This is a genomic window from Sphaerisporangium corydalis, from assembly GCF_025506355.1.
In the GTDB taxonomy this organism is placed as follows: Bacteria; Actinomycetota; Actinomycetes; order Streptosporangiales; family Streptosporangiaceae; genus Sphaerisporangium; species Sphaerisporangium corydalis.
In genome coordinates, this window is the sequence record NZ_JANZYP010000013.1 from 80,521 (window position 1) to 106,144 (window position 25,624).

Genomic DNA, 25,624 nt, shown 5'->3' on the forward strand with positions numbered 1-25,624 from the left:
CGGCACCACGACAGGAGCCCGGATATGACGCGCATGGACGGTTTCAGGGACCGCGTCGGCGGACTGGCCTTCGGCGGCGACTACAACCCCGAGCAGTGGGATCCCGGCGTCTGGCGCGAGGACGTGCGGCTCATGCGGCGGGCCGGTGTCAACGTCGTCTCGCTCGGCGTATTCGCCTGGGCCTCCCTCGAACCCGAGCCCGGCCGGTACGAGTTCGGCTGGATGGACGAGGTCATGGACCTGCTCCACGGCAACGGCATCGCCGTCAACCTGGCCACCCCCACCGCGGCGCCGCCGGTCTGGCTCACCCGCCTGCACCCGGAGGTCCTCCCCGTCATGGCGGACGGCGAGCCGTTCGGCTTCGGGAACCGCCTGCAGTACGACCCCTCGTCGCCGGTCTACCGGCGGTACGCCGCCGCCATCACCACCAGGCTCGCCGAGCGCTACTCCTTCCACCCGGCCCTGGCGATGTGGCACATCAGCAACGAGTACGGCCCCACGGCGTACAACGAGGCGAGCTCGGCCGGCTTCCGGCGGTGGCTGGAACGCAGGTACGGCGACCTCGGCACCCTCAACGAGGCGTGGACCACCCGCTTCTGGGGCCAGGTGTACACCGATTGGGACCAGATCGAGGTACCGAGCATCCCGCGCACCTGGATGAACCCCAGCCGCATCCTGGACTTCAAGCGCTTCACCTCCGACGCCCTGCTCGAGTGCTACCTCGCCGAACGGGACATCGTCCGCTCCTTCCGCGACGACGTCCCGGTCCTGACGAACTTCATGCGCTTCTACCGGCACGCCGACTACTGGAGGTGGGCCCCCGAGCAGGACGCGGTGGCCCTGGACATCTACCCCGACCCCGCCGACCCCGCCTCGCACGTGCCGGCCGCCTTCCAGTTCGACCTGTTCCGCTCGCTCAAGGGCGGGCGGCCGTGGATGCTCATGGAACAGGCGGCCGGCGCGGTCAGCCAGTGGCGGCTCAACGTGGTCAAGGAGCCGGGGCGGATGCGGCTCGGCTCGCTCCAGGCGGTGGCCCGCGGCGCCGACTCGATCATGTTCTTCCAGTGGCGCGCCTCCCGCGGCGGGCAGGAACGGTTCCACTCCGCGATGCTGCCGCACTCCGGGCCCGGCTCGCGGACGTTCCGCGAGGTCACCGACCTCGGCCGCGAGGCCCGGCTGCTGTCACGGGTCGCCGGGACCACCTCGCGCGCCGAGATCGCCGTCCTGTTCGACTGGAACGGCTGGTGGGGGCTGGAGGAGGTCGCGGGACTGCCCCGCAACGACTTCGGCTACGCCGAGACGGTCATGCGCCACTACACGCCGCTGTGGGAGCACCATCTCGCCGCCGACATCGTGTCCCCGCACAGCGATCTCGCGCCGTACAAGGTGCTGGTCGTGCCCAACGCGTACCTCATCGACGACCAGGGCGTGGCGGCCGTCACCGCGTTCGCCCGCGCGGGCGGGACCGTCGTGATGTCCTTCTTCTCCGGGGTGGTCGACGAGTGCAACCGTGTACGCCCCGACGGCTACCCCGGCGCGTTCCGGCGGCTCATCGGCGCCAGGATCGACGAATACTGGCCGGCCCGGCCGGACGAGCGGTTCGCCGTCCGGTTCGCCGGCGGACGCGCCGCGACCGCGAGCTGGTGGCGCGAGGACATCCACCTGGAGACCGGCACCGCCCTGGCGACCTACGCCGACGGCCTGCTCGAGGGCCGCGCCGCGGTCGTCGCCAACACCTACGGCTCGGGCCGGGTCGTCTACGTCGCCACCCTCCTGGACGACGCCGCGTTCGGCGCCACGTTGCTCGACGAGGTCAGGGCGGCGGGCGTGGACGACCGGTTCCCCGGCGTCCCCGCCCACGTCGAATGCGCCGTACGCCAGGACGAACGGCACGAATACGTCTTCCTGCTCAACCACGACGCCGGGCGCGCCGCCACCGTCCGGCTCCCCGGCGGCGGACGGAACCTCCTCACCGGCACGCCGGCCGGCGAGGACGTCGAGCTGCCCCCGCTCGCCGCGGCCGTCGTCCAGCGGGCACTGGATCCAGCGGCGCGATCGCGGACGCCTCACTGACTCGCGGGCGCGGCGCTCCGGGCCCGGCCCACCTGGTCCGGCGGCGGGACCTCGGCGGTGCTCCCGCGGACGACCAGGTCGGTGGTGAAGATGAGCCGGTTGTGCGGCAGCGGCTCGTTGCGGGCGAGCGCGACCACCATGGAGGCGGCGGCCGTGCCCATCTCCCTGAGCGGCTGACGGACGGTGGTCAGCGGAGGCGTCACCCACTGCGCCGGGGTCAGGTCGTCGAACCCGACCACGCTCACGTCGCCGGGGACCCGCAGGCCCATCCTGGCCACGGCCTGGTAGACCCCCATGGCCTGCCCGTCGTCGGACGCGAAGATCGCGGTCGGCGGGTCCGGCAGGGCCAGCAGCGACAGGGTGTGCTCGAAGCCGTCCTCGACGAGGAACCGGGCCTCGCGCACCAGAGAAGGGTCCACAGGGGCGCCCGCCTGGTCCATCGCGGCGCGGTAGCCGTCGAGCCTGGCCCTCGCCGAGAGCAGGTGCGGCGGGCCGGTGATGATGGCGATGCGCCGGTGCCCCAGCCCGAGCAGGTGCCGCGTGGCCGTGAGACCGCCGTTCCAGTTGCCGGCGCCCACCGACGGCATGTCGTGACCCGGCTCACCCCTCGGGTCCACCAGGACCAGGGGGATGTTCCGCCTGCGCAACTGCTCCCGTTGCCCGGGGGAGAACTCCGAGAACACGGCGATCAACCCGGACGGGCGCCGATGGAGGAAACCGTCGAACCATTCGGGATCCGCGACCTGCCGGCCCTGCAGGTGCGACAGCACCAGGGACAGCTTGTGCCGCCGCGTCGTCTCCTCGACACCGGCGATGATCTCCATGGCGTATCCGGACGCCGGTTCCAGCTCGTGGAAGACGAGCTCGACCAGCGAGATCCGGCTCGCCTGCTTCCGCTGGCGCCGGTAGCCGTACCTCTCGATGATCCTTTCCACGTTGGTGCGCGTGCTGGGGGAAACCTCGGCCTTGCCGTTGACGACCTTGGACACCGTCGAGACGGACACGTCGGCCAGTTCGGCGATCTCCGCGATGGTCAGCGGCGCGGAATGCGTGGTCACGGCCGGGGACGGCGGGGGATGCGCGTCAACGGGCGGGGACGGCGCGGGGTGTCCGTCCGCGGGATCTCCGTCCGCGGGCGGGGACGTTCTGGGATGTCCGTCCGCGGGTGGGGGTGCCTCCCGTGAAGCGGTCATGGCAGCAGCCTAGACCGCGAGATGGTCCATTTCAGATCTTCGGCCACCTCGCCGCCCGCCAGGACCACCCGGGCGACGTCCGGGTGGCGCGCGCCGGTGGGTGCCCGGTGGAACCGGCTACTGCTGGTAGCCCTCGACCTCGTTGATCGGGCGCGGGACGGAGAAGTCGGGGTCCTCCCCGAACTCCCTGCGGGCCTTACGCTGCCGCAGGAGGTCCCAGCACTGGTCGAGCGCCTCCTCCAGCTCGCGGACGCGCACCTTCTCGTCGTCGGCGGACACGTCTCCCACGCCGACCTTCTCGCGCAGAAGATGCTCCTCCGTGATGAGTTCCTTGATCTTGGTGAGGATCTCGCCGTCTTGCATGTCCCTGCCTCCAGTCGTCACTGTGGAGCTTACGGGGAACCGTCGCGCCGGACACGAAGTGGCCCGGCGCCTGCGCGCGGGCGACGTCCCGGACCCGGAGGAATCCCCGGAAAGTCGGCTTCAGGGGGCGGACCGCCACGGTCCCGGATCATCACCCCTGCTTCGGCGATCACGTTTCGGTGACTACCCGGCGTCTGCTACGGTCTGAATATGCTGCGCGGGCTGCTTCTTAGCTGCCGCGGCGAGGGCCTGTAAGAGGCCGGCTCCCTCGCCGCGGAGCGAGTCATGCGCGTCGGCCGCTTGAGGGTAGATCCCCGGTGGCGACCTTTCTGACGAAGTTCAGACCAGTTCAGGCATTCCGTCCTGACGTGCCGCCCCGGTTACGACACCGACCAGGAGCACGCAATGTATCCCCAGCAGCAGCCCAGCCCCATGCCCGTCCAGCGCTACCAGTCGTACGCGCCCGTACGCCTGACCGACCGCACCTGGCCCGACAAGGTCATCGACCGGGCCCCCCAGTGGTGCGCGGTCGACCTGCGCGACGGCAACCAGGCCCTGATCGACCCCATGGACTCCCATCGCAAGCTCCAGATGTTCGAACTGCTGGTACGCATGGGCTTCAAGGAGATCGAGGTGGGTTTCCCCGCGGCCTCGCAGACCGACTTCGACTTCGTCCGGCAGATCATCGAAGAGGGCCGCGTCCCTGACGACGTGGTGATCCAGGTGCTGACCCAGGCCCGGCCCGAGCTGATCGAGCGCACCTTCGAGTCCGTGCGCGGATCGAAGCAGGCCATCGTCCACCTCTACAACTCCACCTCGACCCTGCAGCGCCGTGTCGTGTTCGGCCAGGACAAGGACGGCATCAAGTCCATCGCCGTCGAGGGCGCGAAGCTGTGCAAGAAGCTCGCCGCCCAGATGGACGACACCGTGATCTTCTTCCAGTACTCCCCGGAGTCGTTCACCGGCACCGAGCTGGAGTACGCCGTCGAGGTGTGCGACGCCGTGAATGACGTGTGGCAGCCCACCCCCGACCACAAGGTCGTCATCAACCTGCCCGCCACCGTCGAGATGGCCACGCCGAACGTCTACGCCGACCAGATCGAGTGGATGCACCGCAACCTGGCCTACCGCGACTCCATCGTGCTGTCCCTGCACCCCCACAACGACCGGGGCACGGCCGTGGCCGCCGCCGAGCTGGGCTACCAGGCCGGCGCCGACCGCATCGAGGGCTGCCTGTTCGGCAACGGCGAGCGCACCGGCAACGTCTGCCTGGTCACGCTGGGCATGAACCTCTTCTCCCAGGGCATCGACCCGATGATCGACTTCGGCGACATCGACGAGATCCGCCGCGTCGTGGAGTACTGCAACCAGCTCCCGGTGCACCCCCGCCACCCCTACGGCGGGGAACTGGTCTACACCGCCTTCTCCGGCTCCCACCAGGACGCCATCAAGAAGGGCCTGGAGGCGCTGGAGCGGGACGCCGCCGGATCCGGGGTGCCCGTCGACGACTTCGCCTGGGCCGTGCCGTACCTGCCGATCGACCCCAAGGACGTCGGGCGCAGCTACGAGGCCGTCATCCGGGTCAACAGCCAGTCCGGCAAGGGCGGCGTGGCCTACATCATGAAGGCCGAGCACGGCTTCGACCTGCCCCGCCGCCTGCAGATCGAGTTCTCCGGCGTCATCCAGGCCCACACCGACACCGACGGCGGAGAGGTCACCCCCGCCGCGATGTGGGAGGTATTCAGCGACGAGTTCCTCCCGAGCCCGGTGAAGCCCTGGGGCCGCTTCGGCCTCCTGGCCCACCGCAACGTCTCCCAGGTCGACGAGAAGGACGCCATCAGCGCCGACATCCGCGTCGACGGGGAGATCCGCGAGGTCGAAGGCGTCGGCAACGGCCCGATCTCCGCGTTCGTCGACGCGCTCAGCAGCGTCGGAATGGACGTCCGCGTCCTGGACTACACCGAGCACGCCATGAGCGCCGGCACCGACGCCCGGGCCGCGGCCTACGTCGAGTGCCAGGTCGGCGACCGGGTCCTGTGGGGCGTCGGCGTCGACGCCAACACCGTCACCGCCTCCCTCAAGGCCATCCTCTCCGCCGCGAACCGCGCCACCCGCTGACCCACCACGCCGCCGGGTGCCGAGACGACACCGTCGTCCCGGCACCCGTCCGGCCTGTCAGCGCTGACCCGTCCAACACGTCAGCAGCTCTCTGGCCAACATGTCAGCGAACCAGCGACCAACGTGTCATCAGGCCGGTGAGCGCCCTCTGGGAGACGGGCGCCCCGGCGGTCACCGGCTCCCCGGGCGGGTGGTGAGCGGTCCGCCGGAAGGGTCAGGTGATCCCGCTGACGATGCGGCCCTGCCAGGCGGCGCCGCTGATCTTTCCGAGTTCGCGGACCTCCCAGAGGCGGTCGAGAGCGTTCTCGATCATGTCGGGTTCCAGGCCCGCCTGCTTCCAGCGGGCGGCCATGTGGTCCATGTCCAGCCTCCGCAGGTCGGCGACGACGTCCGAGTTCAGCGGCTGACCGTGGTACTTGCTGGTGAACGCCGAGACGATGGGAAAGTCGTTGTCGGGCGGGAAGGCCCGCGCGTGGTCGATCAGTTTCAGCCGGTCTTCACCGGAGGTGAGGTAGTTCGTCCGGCGATCGGTGTTCGCGGTCACGTAGTCGATGACCGCCGCGCGCTGCTGCTGCACCTCCGAGTACTGACCGACGGGCCACCCGGGACGGGCGTCCAGGACGAACTCCTGTACGGAGCCCTCGCCTCGTGGCCCCTTCCACCGCGTGGTGGTGGGCACCATGTCCCAGCCGAGGTCCTCGCTGAACCGGAAGGCGCCGACCTCGGGAGCCGCGAAGTCCAGGTCGAGTGCGCTTCCCCATGAGCGCGGCGACACCTTGTAGATCTTCATGGTCCCGTCGCCGGCGTCGACCAGTTGCGCGCCCTGGCTGCTCTGCCCCCGCCAGCGGGAGATGTGCTCGTTCTTGACGTTCTTGAGCGAGGCCCGGAAGCGCCGTTCGGTGGTGCTGACCAGGCTGGTCCTCGGGGTACGGGCCGCCATCACGCGCAGGAGCCGCGCCTCGACGGCGGTGACCAGCTTTCTGCCCACGAACCGCTCGACCTCGCGCCGGAAGACGGCGCTGGCGCGGCGGGCCGTGATCTGGGTCCCGGTGAGGGTGGCGCGGGCGGCGGCCAAGGAGCCGCCGGCGGTGAACGCGGCCGCGGCCGCCGCCCATGCCAGCACCGCGAGCACGTAGGCGGCGGCCACCAGCAGCAGCGTTTTCAGGGCCTTCACCAGGACGGCGGCCGCTTCGTGCAGGTCGGCCAGGGAGTGCAGGGTGAGCGCCAGGCTGGGCAGGTGAGTGGCGTCGTCGCCTGAGCGGTGGTAGTCGCCCCAGAAGTCCGCCAGTGCCTCGACGCCCTCGCCGCTGTTGCCGGCCGCCGTACGGGCCATGTTCGTGTCGAGGGCCGGAATGATCTCCTCGTCCAGGATGGTGGCGCAGGAACGGTAGGCGGCGGCGCAGGTGCGCAGCCGGTCCTCGTCCTCGGTGGGCCAGGGCACCCCGATCAGCCCGAGCGTCGACTCCAGCTCCGCCGGGAGCGTCATCGCCACGGCTCCGCCCCTCTCAGGACCAGCTGATGCCTCGGCGCTCAGCATCGGTCATTACCGGGATAGATCCTCCCAACGGACCACCCCGCTCCGCCCCGCTTCTCGGGAAACGCCGGAGAACGGCGGCCAGGTCAGGGCTTCGCGGTCAGGCCGAGGATGGTCGCCTGGGTCAGGGCCATCTGGTCGAAGACGGCGGGGCGGTCGTTCTCGATGACGGACTTGTACATGCCGAACAGCTCGAAGCTGACCACGCCGTAGATGTACGTCCAGGCCGCGAGGGCTCGGAGGATGATGTCGTCGGGGAGCTCGGCGAACAGTGCCTCGCGCAACAGTTGCGCTTCGGGCGCGAAGGACTCCGGCGCGGGGGGCAGGCCGGTCATCGGCGTCAGCTCACCCGCTTCGCGGGCGTCGCGCAGGATGCCCGCCAGGACGAAGCCGTCACGGGCCGCCGCCGACGCCGTGTCCTGGGGGGCGACGTATCCGGGGACGGGTGAGCCGTGGATGAGCGCGTACTCGTGCGGGTTCTCCAGCGACCAGACGCGGATGGCCCGGCAGACGGCCATCCACCGGTCGAGGTGGCGGTCGCGGGGACACGCCGCGTCGGCCGCCTCCACGGCCGCGCCCACGGCGTCGAAGGCCTCGATGATGAGCGCGGTGAGCAGCTCGTCACGGCTGGGAAAATAGCGGTAGATCGCCGAGGAGACCATGCCGAGATCCCGGGCCACGGCCCGCAGGGACAGCCCTGAGGCGCCGTCGACCCCAAGGTGACGCCGGGCGACGTCCTTGATCTCGCTGATCAGCTCGGCGCGGACCCGTTCGCGCGCGGTGCGGCTTGCGTTCATCTCCCCGACCATACCAGAGCACTGCCTTGAATCGAGAGCAGCGTTCTTTCATAGGGTTTGTGACTCGTGAACTCTCGCGGACCCAGGCTCGATCGCGGGTTCCCTTTTAGGATCCGTTGTGTGCCTGAATCAGAGGGAACGTTGGTCGCCCGGCGCTACCGGTTGATCAAAGTGGTCGGCGCTGGAGGGATGGGACGGGTCTGGCTCGGCCACGACGAGCTGATCGGCCGCGAGGTGGCGATCAAGGAGATCCTGCTGCCGCCCGAACTCGACGACGAGCAGCGGGACCTACTGACCCGGCGGACCATCCGGGAGGCCCAGGCCGCCGGTCGGATGAACCATCGCGGGATCGTCACCGTGCACGACGTCGTCGAGCATCACGGCGCGCCGGCGATCGTCATGGAGTTCCTCAGGGGCGGATCCCTGGCCGACGCCATCCGGGCGCGAGGCGGCCTGCCCGTCGAAGAGGTCGCGGCCATCGGCGCGGCGATGCTCGACGCGTTGCGGGCCGCCCACGCGATGGGCGTCGTACACCGCGACCTCAAGCCGGCCAACGTCCTGCTGGACGGCGACCGGGTCGTGCTCACCGACTTCGGCATCGCGAGCCTGGCCGGCGCGGCCCAGCTGACCGGTACAGGGGTGATCGTGGGAACACCCGCGTTCATGGCGCCCGAACAGGCGCACGGTGAACTCCCCACACCGGCGTCGGACCTGTGGTCGCTCGGCGCGACCTTGTACGCGGCGGTCGAGGGCCGGCCCCCGTTCGACGGCGACGGCTTCACGGCGGTGCTGGCCGGGCTGCTCACCAGGGATCCCCGCCCTCCCGTACGAGCCGGGCGGCTCGCTCCGCTGCTCCTGGCCCTCCTCACCAAGGATCCGGCGCGGCGGCCGACCGCGGAGCCGACCGCCCGCCTCCTGGCCGCCGCCCCCTCACCTGGCGGTACTGCTCCTTCACCGGGCGGTCCGGCTGCCTCACCGGGCGGTACCGCTCCCTCACCTGGCGGTCCGGCTCCCTCGGGCGGTCCGGCTGCCTCACCTGGCGGTCCGGCTCCCTCGGGCGGTCCGGCTGCCTCACCTGGCGGTCCGGCTCCCTCGGGCGGTCCGGCTGCCTCACCTGGCGGTACTGCTCCCGCCGCCGGCCCGGCGATGCGGCACGGTCAGATCCCCACCGGCACGCCCGTCCCGCCCGGCCCTGACCCCCTCGCCGGCCGCCACGCACCGGCGGCCACCGTCCCTTCGCCGCAGGGTGACCCCTCCGCCGGCCGAGGAGGCGTCCGGCGGCGCACGGTGCTGATCGCCGGTGCCGGAGCGCTCGCGGTGATCGGCATCCCCGCCGCGGTGTGGGTGTACGGCTCGAAGGACCCGGACGACGTACGGACACCCGTTGGCACACCCAGCCCGGACGGCACCTCCAGGCGCAGCCCCGCCGACAAGACGCCGGAGCCCGCCGCCGTGGTCGAGATCACCGATCACATCCAGTTGCTCGGGCATCGCAAGTCCGTCACGAAGGTGGCGTTCAGCCCGGACGGCAAGCTGCTCGCCAGCGGCGACGGCGACCTCACGGACAGACCCAAGACCCGCCTCTGGGACCCGGCCAGCGGAAAGCTCGTCGCCACCCTGCTCGGCCCCACCGCGACCGGCGGCGGCTCGGCGGACGCCGTGGCGTTCAGTCCCGACGGCAGGCTGCTCGCCAGCGGCGGCAACTTCCTGGGCGACAGCACCCGGCTGTGGAACGTCGCCGACCGCCGCCTGATCGGCCCTTTCCCCCAGAGCGGCTCGATCATGAAATCTCTGGCGTTCAGCCCCGACGGCACGCTTTTGGCGGGCGTCACCCACGGCGGCACGACCACCCTCTGGGACGTGCCGAGCCGCCGCGTCAGAATCGGCCTGCCGGACTCCGACGGATTCCGCAACGTGACGTTCAGCCCCGACGGGAAACTCCTCGCCGGAGGCGGCAAGGGCGGCGACATCCGCCTGTCCGACCCCGCGACCGGCCGGACCATCCGCACCATCGACGACGCGACCGGGTCCGAGGTGGCGTTCAGCCCCGACGGCAAAACCCTCGCCGCACCCGACACCGACGCCGGCGACCACAGCCTCCAGCTCTGGGACCTGGCCACCGGCCGCAGCACGGCCCGCTTCGACTGGGTTGACGACATGGTCACGTCCGTGGTGTTCAGCCCGGACGGCAGGACGCTGGCCACCTGGAGCCTGGGCAACCTCATCCACCTGTGGGATGTGGCGACCGGCCGGGTCCGCGCCACCCTGATCGGCCACTCCGCCCCGATCCACACCGCCGCGTTCAGCCCAGACGGCAAAAAACTCGCCAGCGCCGGCCAGGACACCACCATCCGCATCTGGACCCTAACCGCCTGACCTCAACGGTCCTCGCCTTCGGCTCGGGCGGTTTTTCTTGGGCCTTCGGCCGCCGCTTCGCCCCAGGGAACCGTCAGAGGGTGGCTTGGCGGAAATCGTCGTTGTCCAGGCTCCGGATGAACGCGTCCCATGCCGGACCGGTGACCACCAATGCCGGGCCGGCCGAGTTCTTGCTGTCCCGCACGCCACGCCGCCGGTTTGAGAGCGTCGCCACCTCCACGCAGTTACCGCCGTTACTGCCCGAGTGCGATGACGTGATCCATGTAGCTGCCCTCAGGTCCTGGGTCAGCTTGTCCATCGTTGTATCATCCCCTCGATCGAATCCCCTCGTACCTGAATGTAAAGTCCTCACGGCCTCTGTCCAGTCGGTCACTGGGCATTCGAAGCGCCTTCTTTATAGACGTATCGGGCGTTCCTGGGGCCTGGGCAGCGGTCCTCGCCTCCGGCTCGGGCAGTTTTTTGGGCCTTCGGCCGCCGCTTCGCCCAGGGAACCGTCAGAGGGTGGTTTGGCGGAAATTGTTGTTTCCCAGACTCCAGATAAACGCGTCCCATGCGTGACCCGTGACGACCAGCGCGGGTCCGGTTGCGTCCTTGCTGTCTCGCACTCCCCGGCGCCGCTCCGAAAGCCTCGCCACCTCGACGCAGTTACCCCCATCTGGTCCAGACCAGCTCGACTTACACCACGTGGCCAGTTCCAGTTCTTCGGTCAGCTCGCCCATCGCTGCTCCTTGATCAGGTCAAGGGAATCACGTTGGGAGATCGCTTCGGAGCGAATCCCTTTGTATCTGAATCCTCAGGTCCGAATGTCTTCTGGACGTTCGGCTACTCGACCCAAGATCCCGGCGGATTCAACGTAGGCGGTAACTGCCCAGGCAGGACTCGGACTGTTATTGCGGAGGTTCGCGGGGGAGAGGTGGTTCTTTGATGCGGTTGTATTCGTTCAAGAAGCCGGCCAGGGTTTCGGCGGCGTTGAAACGGTTCTCGGCGTCTCCGGAGGGGTCGACGACAAGCTCGTATACCGTTGTGACGGCTGCGAACCAGTAGGGTCTGCCCAGGCTGGCGAGCCCTTTGGCGACGGCCAGGCGCTCTTCGGACGTGAGGCCGGAAGTTTCCAGGAGCCGGAGCGAGCGGTCGGCAGCGGCCTTTCGGTCGGCGGGACTCAGCTCGGCCAGGGCAGTGTGAGCGAGGGCTTGTTCATACGGCTCGCCTGCGAGATCAGAGACGAGCGTGCGGAGGGCCTGCGCCGTGCGGGTACGGTTCTTTCTGCCGAGATCGGCCATCGCCTGTGCCGCCAGGCGTCGCTCACGCGGATCCGCAGATGAAGTCGTGGCGAGCTGGTGGAGTACCTCCGCTGCCTGCGATCGATGCTCGCCGCCGTATCCGATCAGCGCCTCCGCAGCCGAGCGCCGAAGTGAGACAGGGACGGATTCGTCGCAGGCTACCCGGGACAGGGCTTCCGCGGCGATCGGACGCTGGTCGGGGTCCAGGAGGCGGGCAATTGAGTGCAGGGCCAGAGCTCGTTGGACGTCGTCGGCCTCAGGGGCGAGGGCGAGTGACCGGAGTGCTGACAAGGCCTCGTCACGTCGTTCACGACAGTGTTCGGCGAGTGTCACTGCGGCACTGCTTCGTACGTCGGTGTCGACGCGTGGGTCGCTTGCAAGGTCACCGAGGGCGCGGGCAGTCGCCTCGCGGTGCTCACCCACCTGACGTGCCAGCCGCATTAGAGCCCACAAGCGGTCTTCGACTTCGATCTCGCCGTTGTCGGTCATGCGACGCAATGCCTCGATGGTCGCGAGGTGCGCCTCGGGTCCAAGGTGGAGGAGTTTGTTTACAGCTTGAAGGCGCTGGTCGGCCGAGACGGTCGGATCATTGGCGAGTTGGAGCAATTGACGGGTGGCGTGCGGCCGCTCCTGGACATCCAGTTCGATCAGGGCGATCGCCACCTCTATCCGCTCCCAAGGGTCGGCGGAGGCGTCGGTGAGGATGTCCCGGAGCGACGCGACCGCGCTCGCACGGTGGACGGCGCCGAGTCGTGCGAGCATCTCGGCGGCCTGCCGGCGCTCCCACGCTCTGACGCTCCGATCCTGCGCGATCAGACTGCACAGGCGCGCTCCTCGGTCGCGGTGCAGAGGGCTGAGACGGAGGAGGGTGATGGCCGCTAGGATCCGTTCGCGTCCCAAGTGTGCCGGGTCCTCGGCCATCCGGGTGAGCAGGTCGATCGCACGATAGTGGTGGCTCTCACTGACATCCGCAAGGGCCGCGATGGCCAGGGCACGTGGCAGCTCGGCGCAGGACTCCCCGGAGAACCGGGTCGCCGCCTCCACCGCGAGCCGCCGGGCGTCCGGACCCAACTCTGTCAACTCTTCGATCGCCCAGAGCCGGTTCCATGGGTCGGCCTGCTGGTCATCGGCCAGCCGGTGGAGGGCCCGTGTGGCGGTGGCCTCCGTCCGCAGTGACGGCAGCCGGGCCAGCGCCTCCGCTGCCCAGCGACGGGTGAACGTGCCGACCGTCTCGTCCTCGGACAACTCACCGAGGACGGTAACGGCACGGGTCTGGGCTGACGGTCCGAGCTTGACAAGCGACTGAGCGCTGAGCAGCCGCGTATCGGCTGCACCGGCGGGGTCACGGGACAGCTCGTACAGGACTTCCGCTGCCTGATCGCGGTATTCACCGCCCAGTTCGGCGAGCCGCCAGGCCGCCTCATAGCGCTCGCTGGCATTCGTTAGCGGGTCGGTGGCGAGATGGTGAAGGATCTTCGCGCCGTGGACTCGATCCTCACCCCCGAGTTTCGCCAGTTCATGCCCGGCGCTCCGCTGATCGCCCGGATCTAGATCGGTGTCCACGGCGAGTCGGTGCAGGGCGTTCCTGCCCAGGACCCGATTCTCCGCATCCAAGCCGGTCAGCGCCAAAAGCACCTCGATTCGGTCGCCTGGCCCGACGCCTGGATCGGTGGCGAGCCGGTGCAGGATCTCCGCGCCCCGAACCTGGTGCTCAGTACCGAGAAACGTCAGTTCCTGTGCCGCGTTGAGACGGGCAAGGGGGGCGAGGAGGGGGTCTGTGGCTACCCGACACAGCAGTGAAGCGACGCGGGTGTGCTGTGCCGGGTCGATCGCGGCCACGATGGCCAGCGTCGATGCCTGCTCACCGCGCATTGTCGGATCCCCCGCCAAGCCATACAAAAGCTCGACCGCCCGCGATGCGTGCTCAGCACCGAGCCGTGCGAGTTCCTCGACGCTTTCCTGGCGAACCGGGGCTGGCCCAGTGGGATCGGCAGCGATTTCATACAGGATGGCGATCGCCTGGCGGTTGTGCTCAATACCGAGTCTCTGCAGGAGATGAACGGCATTCCTTCGGAAAGACGATGGCAGTATGCGGTCGGTGGCAAGTTTGTGGAGGATCTCGGTGCCCCGTGCTCGGCCCTCTTGTCCCGATCGGAGTAGATCCCTCGCGACGATTACTCGCCACCGGGCGTCTATGGTCGGATCGTTGGCTAGCGCGTCGCGGATCGCCGTAGCACGCGTGAGAGATTCGCCGCCCAACGTCGCGAGTTCGTCGACGGCGATGCGCCGCCGGGTGGTGTTGGCCAGATCGTCGGTGGCGACCATGACGAGGAGCTCGGCTGCCCTGCCGAGGCCGTGACGTCCCATGTCGATCAGGGCACGGGCCGCGTAATCACGAGCATGCGCGACCACCGTAGGGGAGATCGCGGTCACGTGGATGAGCGCGGCGACAGGAGGCAGGCCATCAGGCCTCAGCGCGGCCCAGATCGTGGTCGCGAGCAAGCGTTCCTCGGACGACGAGAAAGGATGATCCAGCGAGGCTTCGACCAGGGCGTGCACACTCTGGAGGTGTTCTCCCCCAAGTTTGGCGAGCGTGGACGCGGCCTCGAAGCGGACGCTGATCGGTACGGAACTACCGGCGGCGATTCCTGAGAGGATCTCGGCGGCGCCTGCCCGATGCTCGGGTCCCAACTGGGCGAGCTGGCTCACCGCGCCCTGGCGCTCGGCCGCGTCGAGGCCGAGGTCGATGCCAAGCGCATAAAGGGCCTCGGCGCCCTTGTTCCGGTGTTCGCCGCCAAGCTCGCTCAGGTCCAGGGCAGCGCCGCAGCGATTAGAGGTGTCGAGATCAGGATCGACGGCGAGTTCGAACATGATGGCAGCCGCATTTGATCGGTAGCTCCCACCTAACTTCGCCAACGCTTGGGCGGCTTCGCGACGGTCCCAGCCATTTGCAGCGGAGTCGGTGGCCAACTGGTTCAGGACAATGGCGGCTCTAGAGCGGCTCCGTGGTTCGATCACCGCCATGGCCGTCATCGCGTTCCCCCGTTCGGAGGGATCACTGGCCGGGTCGTCCGCCAGGCGAAGCAGCAACTCCAGGGCTTCGGCGCGGTGGGGACCACCCAGCTTGGCGAGACATTCGGCGGCATGCAAACGCTGCCATGCGTGCACCATTGTTTCACCCGCCAGGTCCCGCAGAATCCCGGCGGCTTGAAGACGGTGCTCGCCGCTCAGCTTCGCCAGTCCTTCGGCGGCGTCCAGGCACTCCGAGCGGCCGAAGGTAAGATCTCCGGCCAGACGGTACAAGATTTCTCCAGCACGTGTCCGGTGCTCTCCACCGAGTTTGGCCAGGCTCTCGGCTGCTTCTCGCCACTCCGAGACGTCAGCGTCGGGGGCATCGACGAGGCCGGAGAGGATTCCCGCCGCCTCGGTACGGTGTCCGTCGCCGAACCTGGCGAGAACCGTCGCGGCCTGACGCCGCACGTCCGCCGGCTGGTCGGTGGTGACGAACGACCGGAGGAGGACCGGGCCGTCGCGGCGGATCCGGTCGGAGCGTTCGCGTAGCAGGTCGATGACGGAGATCTTCGTCTCGGCCCCAATGGACTTCTCGGTGAGGAGAGCTTCCAGGCGGGAGCGGACAGGCGCGTGACGGGTGAGGCCCGACAGGTCTTCGAGATTCGTCAGCGCGCCCGAACGTACTTTGTCCTCCACGCGTAGCAGGCGGGCGTCGAGCTGGGACGCCGAGCCGGGCGCGCCCGCGTCGATGAGCTCGTCGGCGCACGCGCGCTGGTCGAGCGTCCCGCGCTGGAGCCAGTCGAGCAGCCCGGTGCCTGGACCGGTCAGGTGGAGATGGTGCAGGAGGACGCGTTCGGCGGCCTCGTCGCCCAGCAGGAGATCGCGGATCAGGTCGTCCCACGGCGGTTCGCCGGCGTCGAACCTCTCCGGGAGGGTCTTGGCTCGGGCCGTGGCCGCGAGGTGCTCGGCGAAGGTCTGGTGCAGGAACCGCAGCCGTGTGCCGCTCCTGCTCAGGATCCCGGTTCGGGACAGCCAGTCGGCGAGGGTGTTCTCCCAGTCGAGCGGCATCCGTATCGGCATCGGAGCTCGCTCGGTCAGGACGCGGTGCGCGACCTCCATCAGTGGCGTCTCGCTGGTGGTGTACGCGGTGGCCAGTTCTTCCACCAGTTCGGTTCGGTGCTCTTCCAGCCAGCCGGCGAGCTGCGACCCGCCGGGATACTCGTAGAGGGACGCCAGAGCGGTGGGTCCTGCCTCGGTCCGGGCTCGGGCGAACTGCCCGATGTACTCCTCGTACAGCTCGTAACGGCCAGCAGGGAGGGGACGGTCAGGCTGCGACTGGTGGATGTTGGCCGCGACGGTCGCCAGGAGTGGGACGACGAGCACTTTTTCCAGCGCCGCCAGCCGGACCCGCCGGAGGAACTCCTCGGCCGCCGCGTTGGCCGAAGGCGTCTTGTCAGGGTCGAACCAGTTGCGGGCGAACGCGGTCAGGGCGTCCTCGTCGAACGGCTGCAACTCGTAGAACCCCACCCGGGCGCCGCGCAGCCGGTCGATCTCTCCTGGCGACAGCGGCCGGGTGGTGACCAGGAACCGGGCCGGACCGTCGCTTTCCTGCGTGCGCGTCGCGAGTGCGGTCAGCAGGCGTTCCCGGTCGTCCCGGTCGGGTATCTCATCCAGCGCGTCGACCACGATCAGCCAGCGCCGCCCTCCCACCTCGCGGGCGAACAGCGGAGCCGGGAGCTCGCCGTCGGGCCGCCCGTACTCGCTGGTCACCGACGCTTGGAGCGCCTCCGGCCAGCTCCGGTCGAGGTGGGTCGCCAGCACCCGGGCAGGAAGCACGATCGGGATCAGCGCAGGGGGCGGCTCCTCCGATTCGAGGTCGCGCAGGTGGTTCGCCCGCTCGGCCGGGCGCGGGCCACGTGGGCCGAGCGCGAGTTCGGCCAGGCGCCGGGACAGGACCCTTCCGAGAGTGGACTTGCCGAGACCGGCGTCGCCCTCGATCACCAGGTGGTCGTGCTGGTCGAAGACCTGATCGAACGGCTGTGCCAGCCCGGATGACGGCTGACGCTCCTCGTCTCGAAGTTCCTCGCTTTCCTCCTCCCACGGCCTGCGCGATTCGGCCATGGTGGCGACGCTCTGGCGGACGTAGACACCGGAGAGCGGGAACCGCCCGTACTTGCCGCGCAACCGGTAGGGCATCTCGTCGGCGACGTGCAGCATCATGCGCAGGACACCCGCGAGCTCGCGAGGCAAGGGCGCGACGGATTCCCCCGATGGCGTGTCGCGCCTGGATGGTGGCGTGGTCAGCCCCGGCGGCGCCGTGATGATCTCGGACGGCGTTGAGGCGACCGTGCGGGCGGCGAGATCGGATTCAAGTGCCGGCCAGCGGGCGGCCAGGACGGAGACCGGGAGCATCCAGGCAACCTTGGCCGTCTCGGCGCGGTCTTCGGTGACCGCGATGCCGGCCACGTGCCCGGTGTCATCGCACTCGATGGCGGTCCCGCTGAAGCCGTGTTCGATGCGCCTGCCCGTCGCCCGGGCCGCGTCGAGTTGCACCCATTCGGGCCCGCTCGGGTCGCCGACCTCGTACGCGACCGCCCACACTCCCGTATCGACCCCGGGGGGATACCCGTAGGCGCGTACGGCCCGGCCCCGCTGGACGCGCCCGTCGAACACGGCGGGCGAGGTGCCCGCAGGGGGCGGGGAACGCAGTTCGAGGACGGCCACGTCGCCGCGTTCGTCGTTCTCGATCGGATGCCAGCCGCCCTGGGCGACCCGAGCGCGGACCCGCGTCTCGCCGGCGGCGTACGGGAAGTCGAGCTCGACCGTCCTGGCGGGCAGGGAGGCGTCATCCGCCGGGCGGCCGAGCGCGGCGTTCACCACATGCGCGCATGTCAGGACATGGCGGTCGTCGATGAGCACTCCGGCCCCGCAGATCCCCCTGGCGCCGTGGACGCGGGCCGACCATGGCCGCATGTCAGTACTCCGCGATCCGGCGCCGCCCGGGTCTCCTGTTCGGCCGGCTCCCGGTGGTGTCCTCGGGCGGTGGCCGGTGTGACAACTCGCTCATATCGGCTCCGGGGGAGAGGCTCGGGATGCCTGCGAACAGGTTCGGAGCGGATCGTAACCCGGTGAGCAAGCGTGTCGCGGACCGTTCACCGTTCGGAGATCGGGCCTGCGGCCGAAAGGAGGTCGTGGTCACGACCGGAAAGGGTTCCGGTCGGCTACCGAAGGTCGTCAGCGAAAGGGGTCAGCCGCCGAATGGGGGAAGGATTTGGCGGGCGGCCAGCAGGTCGGCGGTGAAGGTGGCGGGGTCGGCGGAGGCCAGGCGTTCGAAGACGCGGACGCGGTTGCGCATGCAACGGAGGCCCTCGGACTGCTTGCCGTCCTCCCAGTACGCGTAGGCGAGGAAGTAGAAGGCGCCGGTGAGCGGGACCCAGTGGGCGTTGGGCGCGTGGCCGGACAGGTCGGGGTACTCGGGGACGGCGGGCAGGCCCGCGAGTTCCTGGTAGATGGTGACGGCGCGCTCGCCGGCGCGCTGGGCGCCGGGCAGGTCGGGTGTGCGGAACATCGTCTCCTCGACCAGGGCCTGGGCCAGCATGGCCTTGAACCCTCCCGGGTCGGCGACGGCCAGGTCCTCGAAGATCTTCACTCTGTCTCGCATGCTCTTCAGTCCGTCCTCGTGGCGGTTCAGGTTCCACAGTTCCCAGCCGAGCCCGTACAGGGCGTTGGCGCGATCGAGCATGAGCCGCGGGCACAGCGCGTCGTTGGTCGTGCGCACGGGGTTCAGGCGGTCGCGGAAGTCCAGTACGAGCGGGATGGCACACCCCGAGGGGCGTATCTCGAAATATCCGTCATGGCCGTTGGGTGACCTCAGGTACGGCCCGTCGACCAGATGCAGGTCGCGGAAGTCCTCCACCACGGCCTGCCCGTCCAGGTGATGCACGATCGGCAGGTACGCCACCCCGATCGGCCACAGCCGGAAGGTGAACTCGTGGTCGTCGGCCGACCTGAACGCGTAGGTGTCCCCGATGCGGAGCTCGGCGGGCAGTGCGGGGTTGCGCTGCCTGGTGCGGGTCTCGAACTCCTGGAAGCTCATCACCGTGGCCTCCATGGCGTGGAACAGCCCGACGTTCGCCGGAGCGGGGTCGAACGAGCCCGCGTCCGCGACCGGCGTCCGGTACGCGGCGACGTAGAAGCCGAGACGTCCATGACCAGGCAGGTCGAGATCGAGGTTGAGGAAGATCCACGGTCCGTCGGCGGACGTGCCGGTGAGGGCGCACCACTTGTCCAGTCCGCGCAGATTGGCCCCGCAGGCGAAGCCGCGGTGCACGCCGTAGTTGGTGGACCGCCGGTTGTCCGGGTAGGCGTCGAACCGGATCACGTCGCCGAACTTCACGTCGGCGCGGGTGGGCAGCAGCGTGGTCGCCTGCACGGCGCCGACGTCCTTGAACCCCATCAGCTCGTCGTGGCCGTACCCGCTGTTGACGAACATGCCCCCGGCGGTCAGCAGGAACGACGGCGAGCTGTAGTAGATCTCGATGCCGCCGGCCGCCGGCTCCGGCGAGGAGAGCAGGGGAGTGCCGTCGAACCCCCGGACCGCCGGACGTTCCCCGTGGTAGAGCCAGTGCTGTGTGGCCTCGGTCTTCGACAGGGCGTGCTCGTACGCCGCGATCGGCGGGCGGTAGGGCGCGAGGCCGGCGATCAGCGCCTCGATGACCCAGGAGAACTGGATCCACTCGCCTCCCGTTCCGTCCGGATTGACCGGTCCGGTGTAGGCGAGGAAGAAGCCGCGCTGCGGGTCGGCCGCGAAGACCAGGTCGTCGTGCTGCCCGTCGGCGGCGTTCACGTCCGAGACGAGCCTGCGGAACGGCCCGAGCCGCCGCAGCCGGTTGCTCGACACGGCGAACTTCGTCGTCGTGTAGTCGAGCACGATCTGCGCGGCCGTCCGCACCCGGGCGTCCGAGGCGAACTCGTGCAGGTTGATCAGGGCGTTCAGCGAGTACCGCTGGTACGGCCGGGCGTTGAACTCGTGGAAGTCGTGCCGCGCGATGGTGTGCAGGTAGCCGAGCAGCCAGTCGGCCAGCCCGTTCGCCCGGTTGTCGTACCGGGCGTCCTGGGTCTGGGCGAACAGGATCTGGTTGCTGAGGTACCGGCTCGTCTCGATCAGCAGGATGTGGTTCTCCGACTCCGGCGGGTCGATGCAGTCCCCGAGGAACAGCAGCGGCGGCGGCAACGGCTGGAAGTCGCAGCACACCTCCTTGGTCTCGATGCCGACGTCGTGCCCGCCGGTGACCGTGAGCAGGTCCCGGACGATGTGGTCGCGGACCTCGGGCACGAGCAGGTGGCCGTACCGGAGGACGATGGCGACCAGGCCTTTCAGGAAGGTGTCGTACTCGCCCTTCGTCTTGCACACCCACACGAGGATGAACTCGCCGGCGTCGGTGCCGACCACGCCCGGCGACAGGTCTTTCAGCACCTCGTTGACCAGGAGGTGGCTGGGCAGCTCCCCGGGGACCTTGTGCTCGGGGTCCAGGCTGAGGGCGTGGAGGCGGGCGACCAGCGCCATGGCGACGTCCTCGCCCACCGTGGGGTCGCCGGGGATCGGCGTGCGCGTCCGGGTCGCGTAGTCCACCAGGGCCAGGACCCGGGCGTCGTGCGTCGCGAACGCCCGGCCCGGGGTGCCGCCCCGCTGCGGTGCGTCGAGGTGGAGGTCCGCGAGGTCGACCCGTATCTGCAGTCCGAAGATCCGCCCGACGAAGTCGGTCACGCGGATCAGGTACGTGCCCGGTAGCTTCGGCCGGTAGCGGACCGCGCCCGAGCTGGCGCTCTGGCGCGCCCACTCCAGGGTCGCGAACGCCGACAGGGGCATCCGCTGGGTGAACACCGGTTCGGCGCTGCCGCTCTCCGGGAGGATCACCTCCACGATGGACTCAGCGGAGATCGCGCCCTCGATGTACCCCCAGTTGATCACCACGTCGCGTCCCTGCCGGTACGCGAGCACCGCCATGTGCGGCCCGAGCCGCGGGTACGCGGCCACCGCTCCGTGCTCGAACTGCTGGACGTGGTAGTCGCCCCCGCCGACCGTCTCCTCGGCGAGCGGGCGGCCGAGGGCCCCGGCCACGCCGCCCAGCTCGTGCCAGCGCTCCGCGATCACCCCTCGTACCGGGAAACCGCCGTCGGGGCCGGTCGGTTCGACGCGGACGTGCACCGGGACGGTCCATCCCTGCTTGCTCTCGTCCGGGTCGTCGCATCCGCGCACCGTGAAGGCGTACTCGCCGTAGCCGTTCAGCTTGATCCGGCGCCTGCCGCGGTCCGGGTGCCCGTGGATCGCGAAGTTCCACTGGCCCTGACTGGCGCCGTCCACGGCGACGTCGATGCGGAAGTAGTCGTAGGTGAACCGTTCGAGGATCGCCCACTCGAACACGGCCTCATTCCACAGCCGGTACGCGGTGACGATCGCCTTCTGGTCCTCTGACCAGCAGATCTCACCCCGCTCGAACGTCTGGCGCCGCCCTCGCCCCTCCGCGTCGGTCTCGGGCCCGATTGCGCGCCCGAGGGCGCCTCTCTCCGCGCCCATGGCCCGCCAGCGGTCGCCGATCCTCCCGCCCACCGCGAACTCGTCGGCCATGACGGCACTCCCTCCACGCCCCGGATATCGCCGGGACTTCGCGAGCGCGTCGTCACCGCGTCCGGCCCGGCCTTTCGAAGCTAGGGGCGCCGTCCCGCTCGCCGCATGAGTAACCCCCTACTCACTGTTGAGCGGAGAGGTCACGATATATCTTGTCTTCGAACTGAAAGACGCGTAATGTCGCGACTGCTTTGGCGGGTGGACGGACAAGGAGAGCTGGTCATGCCGCGTGTGATCATCGTTGGAGGCGGCCTCGCGGGGCCGTGCCTGGCCCACGGGTTACGGGGCGCCGGTTTCGAGGTGGCGCTGCACGAACGGGACGAAGGGCTCAGCCGGGGCCAGGGGTACCGCATCCACATCGACCCCGTGGGCACGCGTGCCCTCTACGAGTGCCTTCCGCCGCATCTGTACTCGATGGCGATCGACACCTCGTGCGTCGCGGGCACCAGCGTGACCATGCTGAGCGGGTCGCTCGACGTCGTGAACCGCTTCGTCGTGAACCCGGACCCCGGCGCACCGGTCACCCCGGACAGTGACATCTCGGTCGACCGGCTCACCCTGCGGCAGATCCTGCTCGCCGAGCTGGGTGACGCGGTGCGGTTCGGGTCGGAGTTCACCCGCTTCGACCTGCTTCCTGATGGCCGGGTCCGGGCCCACTTCGCCGGCGGCGCGAGCGAGGACGCCGACATCCTCGTCGCCGCGGACGGCCCGTCGTCCCGCGTCCGCCGACAACTACTCCCTGACGCCAGTGTGGTGAGAACGGGGACCTGGGCCGTGTTCGGCAAGACCCCTCTCACCCCGGATGCCGAGGCGATCACTCCGCCCGCGGCCCTGGACGGCTTCTCCGCGGTGATCGCCCCCGACGGCCGGTTCATGCCGCTGGCCGGGCACCGGTTCCGCAAGGACCCGAACAGCCTGGCGTCCGGGCTCGACTTCCCCGACACCCGCGACTACCTGATGTGGGTGCTGGCGATCCAGGAAGACCTTTCCGGCCTCGGCCCCGCCGCGCTGCTGGACGCCGTGGAGGACCGCATCTCCGACTGGCACCCCGACCTGCGCCGCCTCGTACGGCTCAGCGATCCGGAGACGGTGCGCGTGACGCCGTTGCGCACCGCCGAGCCCGTCGATCCGTGGCCGAGCGGACCGGTGACGTTCGTCGGCGACGCCATCCATTGCATGATCCCGGCGGGCAGCGGCGCCGGGGTGGCCCTGCGTGACGCCGGCCTGCTCTCCACCGAACTCGGAGCCGCCCTCCGCGACGGATCCCCCCTGGTGGAGGCCATCGCCCGCTACGAACGACAAATGCTCATATACGGCTTCGAAGCCGTGGCGGCCTCCCTGCGTCCGCGCTTCTGATCGGATGGGCACCAGGTTTCTCTGGGTGGATATTTGACGCATGGTTCGCGAACCAGACCGGTGCCTCGCGCCTTTGTCGGTCGTTGTTGGGAGACTGTCGGCATGGCGACATGGGAGCAGTTCGAAAGCGAGGCCGGTGAGTTCGCGTCCGCGGTGAAGGTCCGGTTCGAGGCGGCCACCACTCATATCCTGGCGACGTTGCGCACGGACGGGGCGCCTCGCGTGAGCGGGACCGAGGTCGACTTCACGGGGCCGTATCTGTCTTTCGGCTCGATGTTGCACGCGGTGAAGGCGCTCGACCTGCGGCGGGACGGCAGGTGCGCGATCCACGCCCGCCCGCGCAACGACGGTGACGCCAAGGTCGCCGGGGTCGCGAACGAGGTGACCGGCGTGGAGAAGAAGGCCTACACGACCGGCTCGGAGCCGCCCGGCGGCTTCCACGCGTTCCGTCTCGATCTCCACGAGGCCGTGATCACCACCGTCGAGGGCAACGAGATCGTCATCCAGCTCTGGCGCCCGGGCTTAGGGGTGAAGACCTTTCGCCGCAAATGACCTCTGCTCCGAGCCGCTCAGGCCGGTTGCCATCTGTCCGCCGGGGCCGATCCTGACGGTGACCCGTAGCCGTCACGAAGTCGGATCCCGTGCCTGGATCGCGATTCATCTTGTTCGCCGTTGAGTAGGTACGCACGGTCTCGGCTGATTCAGGGATCTCAGCTGAGCCATAGAACCAGCAATCCACAGATTCATAGATCCAGTGGCCATACGGTGCTGGTGTTCAAGGTAGGTAGAGGGGGCGTTCGTCATGCCGCGGGCGATCATTGTCGGGGGAGGCCTCGCCGGGCCGTGTCTCGCGCACGGGTTACGGCGTGCCGGTTTCGAGGTGGCGCTGCACGAACGGGACGACGGGCTCGCCCGCGCGCAGGGGTACCGCATCCGCATCGGCCCAGAGGGCACGCGTGCGTTGTACGAGTGCCTGCCGCCCCATCTCTACTCGCTGGCGGTCGACACGGCAGGGGTCCCGGGCTCTGGCGTCACCGTCCTCACCGGTTCGCTCGGCGTCATCAAGCGGGTCGTCGTGAACGATCCCGCCGCCCCGACGACTCCCGACAGCGGTATCTCCGTCGACCGGCTCACCCTGCGGCAGATCCTGCTGGCCGAGCTGGGTGACGCGGTGCGTTTCGGGTCGGAGTTCACCCGCTTCGACGTGCTCTCTGGCGGTCGGGTACGGGCCCACTTCGACGGCGGCGCGAGCGAGGAGGCCGACCTCCTCGTCGGCGGGGACGGGCCGTCGTCCCGTGTCCGCCGCCAGTTGCTGCCGGACGCCCGCGTGGTGACCACGGGGACCTGGGCGGTGTTCGGCAGGACCCCGCTGACACCGGAGGTCGCGGAGATCACCCCGGCCGCCGCCCTGGACGGCTTCTCCACCGTCATCTCACCCGACGGGCGGTTCATGCCGCTGGCCGGGCACCGCTACCGCAAGGATCCGAACAGCCTGGCGTCCGGCCTGAGCTTCCCCGACACCCGCGACTACCTGATGTGGGTGTTCGGCGTCAACGACGACGTCTCCCGCCTTGACCCCGCCGCGTTGCTCGACACCGTCGAGGGCCGCATCGCCGACTGGCATCCCGATCTGCGTGGCATCGTGCGGCGCAGCGACCCGGACACGGTGCGCGCGGTCCCGATGCGCACCGCCGAACCCGTGGCGCCGTGGCCGAGCGGGCCCGTCACCCTCATCGGCGACGCCATCCACTGCATGATCCCGGCGGGCATCGGAGCCGCCGTGGCGCTCCGCGACGCCGCCCTCCTGTCGGCCGAACTCGGCGCCGCTCTCCGCGCCGGCGCCCCCTTGGTGAACGCCGTGGCCCGCTACGAGCGCGAGATGCTCACGTACGGCTTCGAGGCGGTGGCCGCCTCCCAGCGCCCCCGCTTCTGACACCCCAGCTTTCAGGACTCCGTTGCCCGGCGCCACGTCAGTTTCACGTTCAGGTGGCCCTCGATGGAGGACTTGGCGATCACCGCGCCGGCCTCGGCGTTCAGGCGTACGCCCAGTTCGATCTCGACCTCGTCCGGATTCGCCCTGCGGAAGGTGTCCAGGGCGGCCTCGGCGGCGGCCCTGATCGGCTGGAGCGCCTCCTGAAGCGAGTCGACAGCCGCCTCGATCTTGTCCCCGCTGCGCGACGCCCGCCGGACCCCCGGCTCGTTCTCCGACACCTCCACCGTGACGTGCCCACCCTCGGACAACGGCATGCGCATCAGCTCGCTCATGATCAACTCCGGGGGAAGGAAGACAAGGGGAAAGAAGACATAAGGAGCGGATCGTAACCCCTCCAGGGGTCCTCCGCTCTTCACTAAGCCCCCGCTCCACGCCTCGCGTCCTCCCCTTCGTACGGGACCAATCCGGAACACCGGGTGCCGATTCAGAGCATCTGAGTAAAAAGAGAGCACTGCTCTTGACGACACCTGCTCTCCTGAGAGAGCATTGCTCTCGAAGCGGAGCAAGGGATTCCCCCGAATACTGGAGCTTGAGATGCTGACCATCCTCAAAGGTGCCAACGCCGGACTGATGTTCTTCCTCGAACTCGGCGTCTACCTGGCCGTGGGGTACTGGGGTTTCACGCTCAGCCCCAATTGGGCGATTAAGATCCTTTTGGGGGTTGGCGGCCCGGTCCTGTTCGCCGTCATCTGGGGCGTCTTCGGGTCGCCCAAGGCGAGCATCCCGCTGCACGGCATGGCCCGTGCGGCGCTGGAGATCCTCTGGTTCGGCGGCGGCATCGCGGCCGCGGCGTCGGCGGGCCTCGTCACCGCGTCGGTGGTGTTCGCCGGGCTTTTCATCGTGAACGCGATCCTCAGGATCGTCTGGAACCAGATCTGACAGCGAACGGCCTCATTCCACA

16 protein-coding genes are annotated in these 25,624 nt (G+C 69.4%); 7 read left to right on the plus strand and 9 right to left on the minus strand.

Annotated features, from left to right (window positions below):
* The first annotated feature begins 24 nt into the window (after positions 1-24).
* Positions 25-2,073, plus strand: coding sequence for a beta-galactosidase (locus NYZ98_RS12175; protein ID WP_262842749.1), 2,049 nt, complete (start codon positions 25-27; stop codon positions 2,071-2,073).
* On the opposite strand, the gene NYZ98_RS12180 is transcribed toward NYZ98_RS12175, so the two are convergent.
* Together NYZ98_RS12180 and NYZ98_RS12185 are read right to left on the minus strand one after the other, a co-directional pair.
* The gene (locus NYZ98_RS12180; RefSeq protein WP_262842750.1) at positions 2,067-3,131 is read right to left on the minus strand and encodes a LacI family DNA-binding transcriptional regulator; all 1,065 of its coding nucleotides are present in this window, start codon (positions 3,129-3,131) and stop codon (positions 2,067-2,069) included. The genes NYZ98_RS12175 and NYZ98_RS12180 overlap by 7 nt on opposite strands.
* Positions 3,132-3,383: 252 nt before the next feature.
* Entirely contained in the window at positions 3,384-3,629 is a 246-nt protein-coding gene (locus NYZ98_RS12185; protein WP_262842751.1) for a DUF2630 family protein, read from the minus strand.
* A gap of 405 nt (positions 3,630-4,034) precedes the next feature.
* On the opposite strand from NYZ98_RS12185, the gene leuA reads away from it, so the two are divergent.
* Positions 4,035-5,747: a 2-isopropylmalate synthase gene (leuA, locus tag NYZ98_RS12190; protein ID WP_262842752.1), complete on the plus strand. Its 1,713-nt coding sequence runs from the start codon at positions 4,035-4,037 to the stop codon at positions 5,745-5,747.
* 214 nt (positions 5,748-5,961) lie between these two features.
* On the opposite strand, the gene NYZ98_RS12195 is transcribed toward leuA, so the two are convergent.
* Positions 5,962-7,233: a WXG100-like domain-containing protein gene (locus NYZ98_RS12195; protein ID WP_456115248.1), complete on the minus strand. Its 1,272-nt coding sequence runs from the start codon at positions 7,231-7,233 to the stop codon at positions 5,962-5,964.
* Positions 7,234-7,367: 134 nt separating this feature from the next.
* Positions 7,368-8,078, minus strand: a complete 711-nt coding sequence (locus tag NYZ98_RS12200; RefSeq protein ID WP_262842754.1) for a TetR/AcrR family transcriptional regulator — start codon at positions 8,076-8,078, stop codon at positions 7,368-7,370.
* A 120-nt stretch (positions 8,079-8,198) separates the two neighbouring features.
* Here NYZ98_RS12200 and NYZ98_RS12205 point away from each other — a divergent pair, with 120 nt between their 5' ends.
* On the plus strand, positions 8,199-10,454 hold the full coding sequence (locus tag NYZ98_RS12205) for a WD40 repeat domain-containing serine/threonine protein kinase (RefSeq protein WP_262842755.1): 2,256 nt from the start codon (positions 8,199-8,201) through the stop codon (positions 10,452-10,454).
* A gap of 73 nt (positions 10,455-10,527) precedes the next feature.
* Here the strand turns inward: NYZ98_RS12205 and NYZ98_RS12210 are convergent, their stop codons facing one another.
* The 4 genes from NYZ98_RS12210 to NYZ98_RS12225 all read right to left on the minus strand — a co-directional run bounded on the left by NYZ98_RS12210 (position 10,528) and on the right by NYZ98_RS12225 (position 21,374).
* Positions 10,528-10,752 carry a DUF397 domain-containing protein gene (locus NYZ98_RS12210; protein ID WP_262842756.1) on the minus strand — a complete coding sequence of 75 codons (225 nt, stop codon included), beginning with the start codon at positions 10,750-10,752 and terminating at the stop codon, positions 10,528-10,530.
* A 196-nt stretch (positions 10,753-10,948) separates the two neighbouring features.
* On the minus strand, positions 10,949-11,173 hold the full coding sequence (locus NYZ98_RS12215) for a DUF397 domain-containing protein (RefSeq protein WP_262842757.1): 225 nt from the start codon (positions 11,171-11,173) through the stop codon (positions 10,949-10,951).
* Positions 11,174-11,341: 168 nt separating this feature from the next.
* Positions 11,342-17,719: a trypsin-like peptidase domain-containing protein gene (locus NYZ98_RS12220; RefSeq protein ID WP_262842758.1), complete on the minus strand. Its 6,378-nt coding sequence runs from the start codon at positions 17,717-17,719 to the stop codon at positions 11,342-11,344.
* A 274-nt stretch (positions 17,720-17,993) separates the two neighbouring features.
* Positions 17,994-21,374 carry an LGFP repeat-containing protein gene (locus NYZ98_RS12225; RefSeq protein ID WP_262842759.1) on the minus strand — a complete coding sequence of 1,127 codons (3,381 nt, stop codon included), beginning with the start codon at positions 21,372-21,374 and terminating at the stop codon, positions 17,994-17,996.
* A 222-nt stretch (positions 21,375-21,596) separates the two neighbouring features.
* Between NYZ98_RS12225 and NYZ98_RS12230 the strand changes: the two genes are divergently transcribed.
* The 3 genes from NYZ98_RS12230 to NYZ98_RS12240 all read left to right on the plus strand — a co-directional run bounded on the left by NYZ98_RS12230 (position 21,597) and on the right by NYZ98_RS12240 (position 24,663).
* Positions 21,597-22,730: an FAD-dependent oxidoreductase gene (locus tag NYZ98_RS12230; RefSeq protein ID WP_262842760.1), complete on the plus strand. Its 1,134-nt coding sequence runs from the start codon at positions 21,597-21,599 to the stop codon at positions 22,728-22,730.
* 102 nt (positions 22,731-22,832) lie between these two features.
* Positions 22,833-23,282 carry a pyridoxamine 5'-phosphate oxidase family protein gene (locus NYZ98_RS12235; RefSeq protein WP_262842761.1) on the plus strand — a complete coding sequence of 150 codons (450 nt, stop codon included), beginning with the start codon at positions 22,833-22,835 and terminating at the stop codon, positions 23,280-23,282.
* A 250-nt stretch (positions 23,283-23,532) separates the two neighbouring features.
* On the plus strand, positions 23,533-24,663 hold the full coding sequence (locus NYZ98_RS12240; RefSeq protein ID WP_262842762.1) for an FAD-dependent oxidoreductase: 1,131 nt from the start codon (positions 23,533-23,535) through the stop codon (positions 24,661-24,663).
* Positions 24,664-24,674: 11 nt separating this feature from the next.
* Here the strand turns inward: NYZ98_RS12240 and NYZ98_RS12245 are convergent, their stop codons facing one another.
* Positions 24,675-24,995, minus strand: a complete 321-nt coding sequence (locus NYZ98_RS12245) for a CU044_2847 family protein (RefSeq protein ID WP_262842763.1) — start codon at positions 24,993-24,995, stop codon at positions 24,675-24,677.
* Between the two features lie 262 nt (positions 24,996-25,257).
* Between NYZ98_RS12245 and NYZ98_RS12250 the strand changes: the two genes are divergently transcribed.
* The gene (locus NYZ98_RS12250; RefSeq protein WP_262842764.1) at positions 25,258-25,602 is read left to right on the plus strand and encodes a YrdB family protein; all 345 of its coding nucleotides are present in this window, start codon (positions 25,258-25,260) and stop codon (positions 25,600-25,602) included.
* Positions 25,603-25,624: the final 22 nt, after the last annotated feature.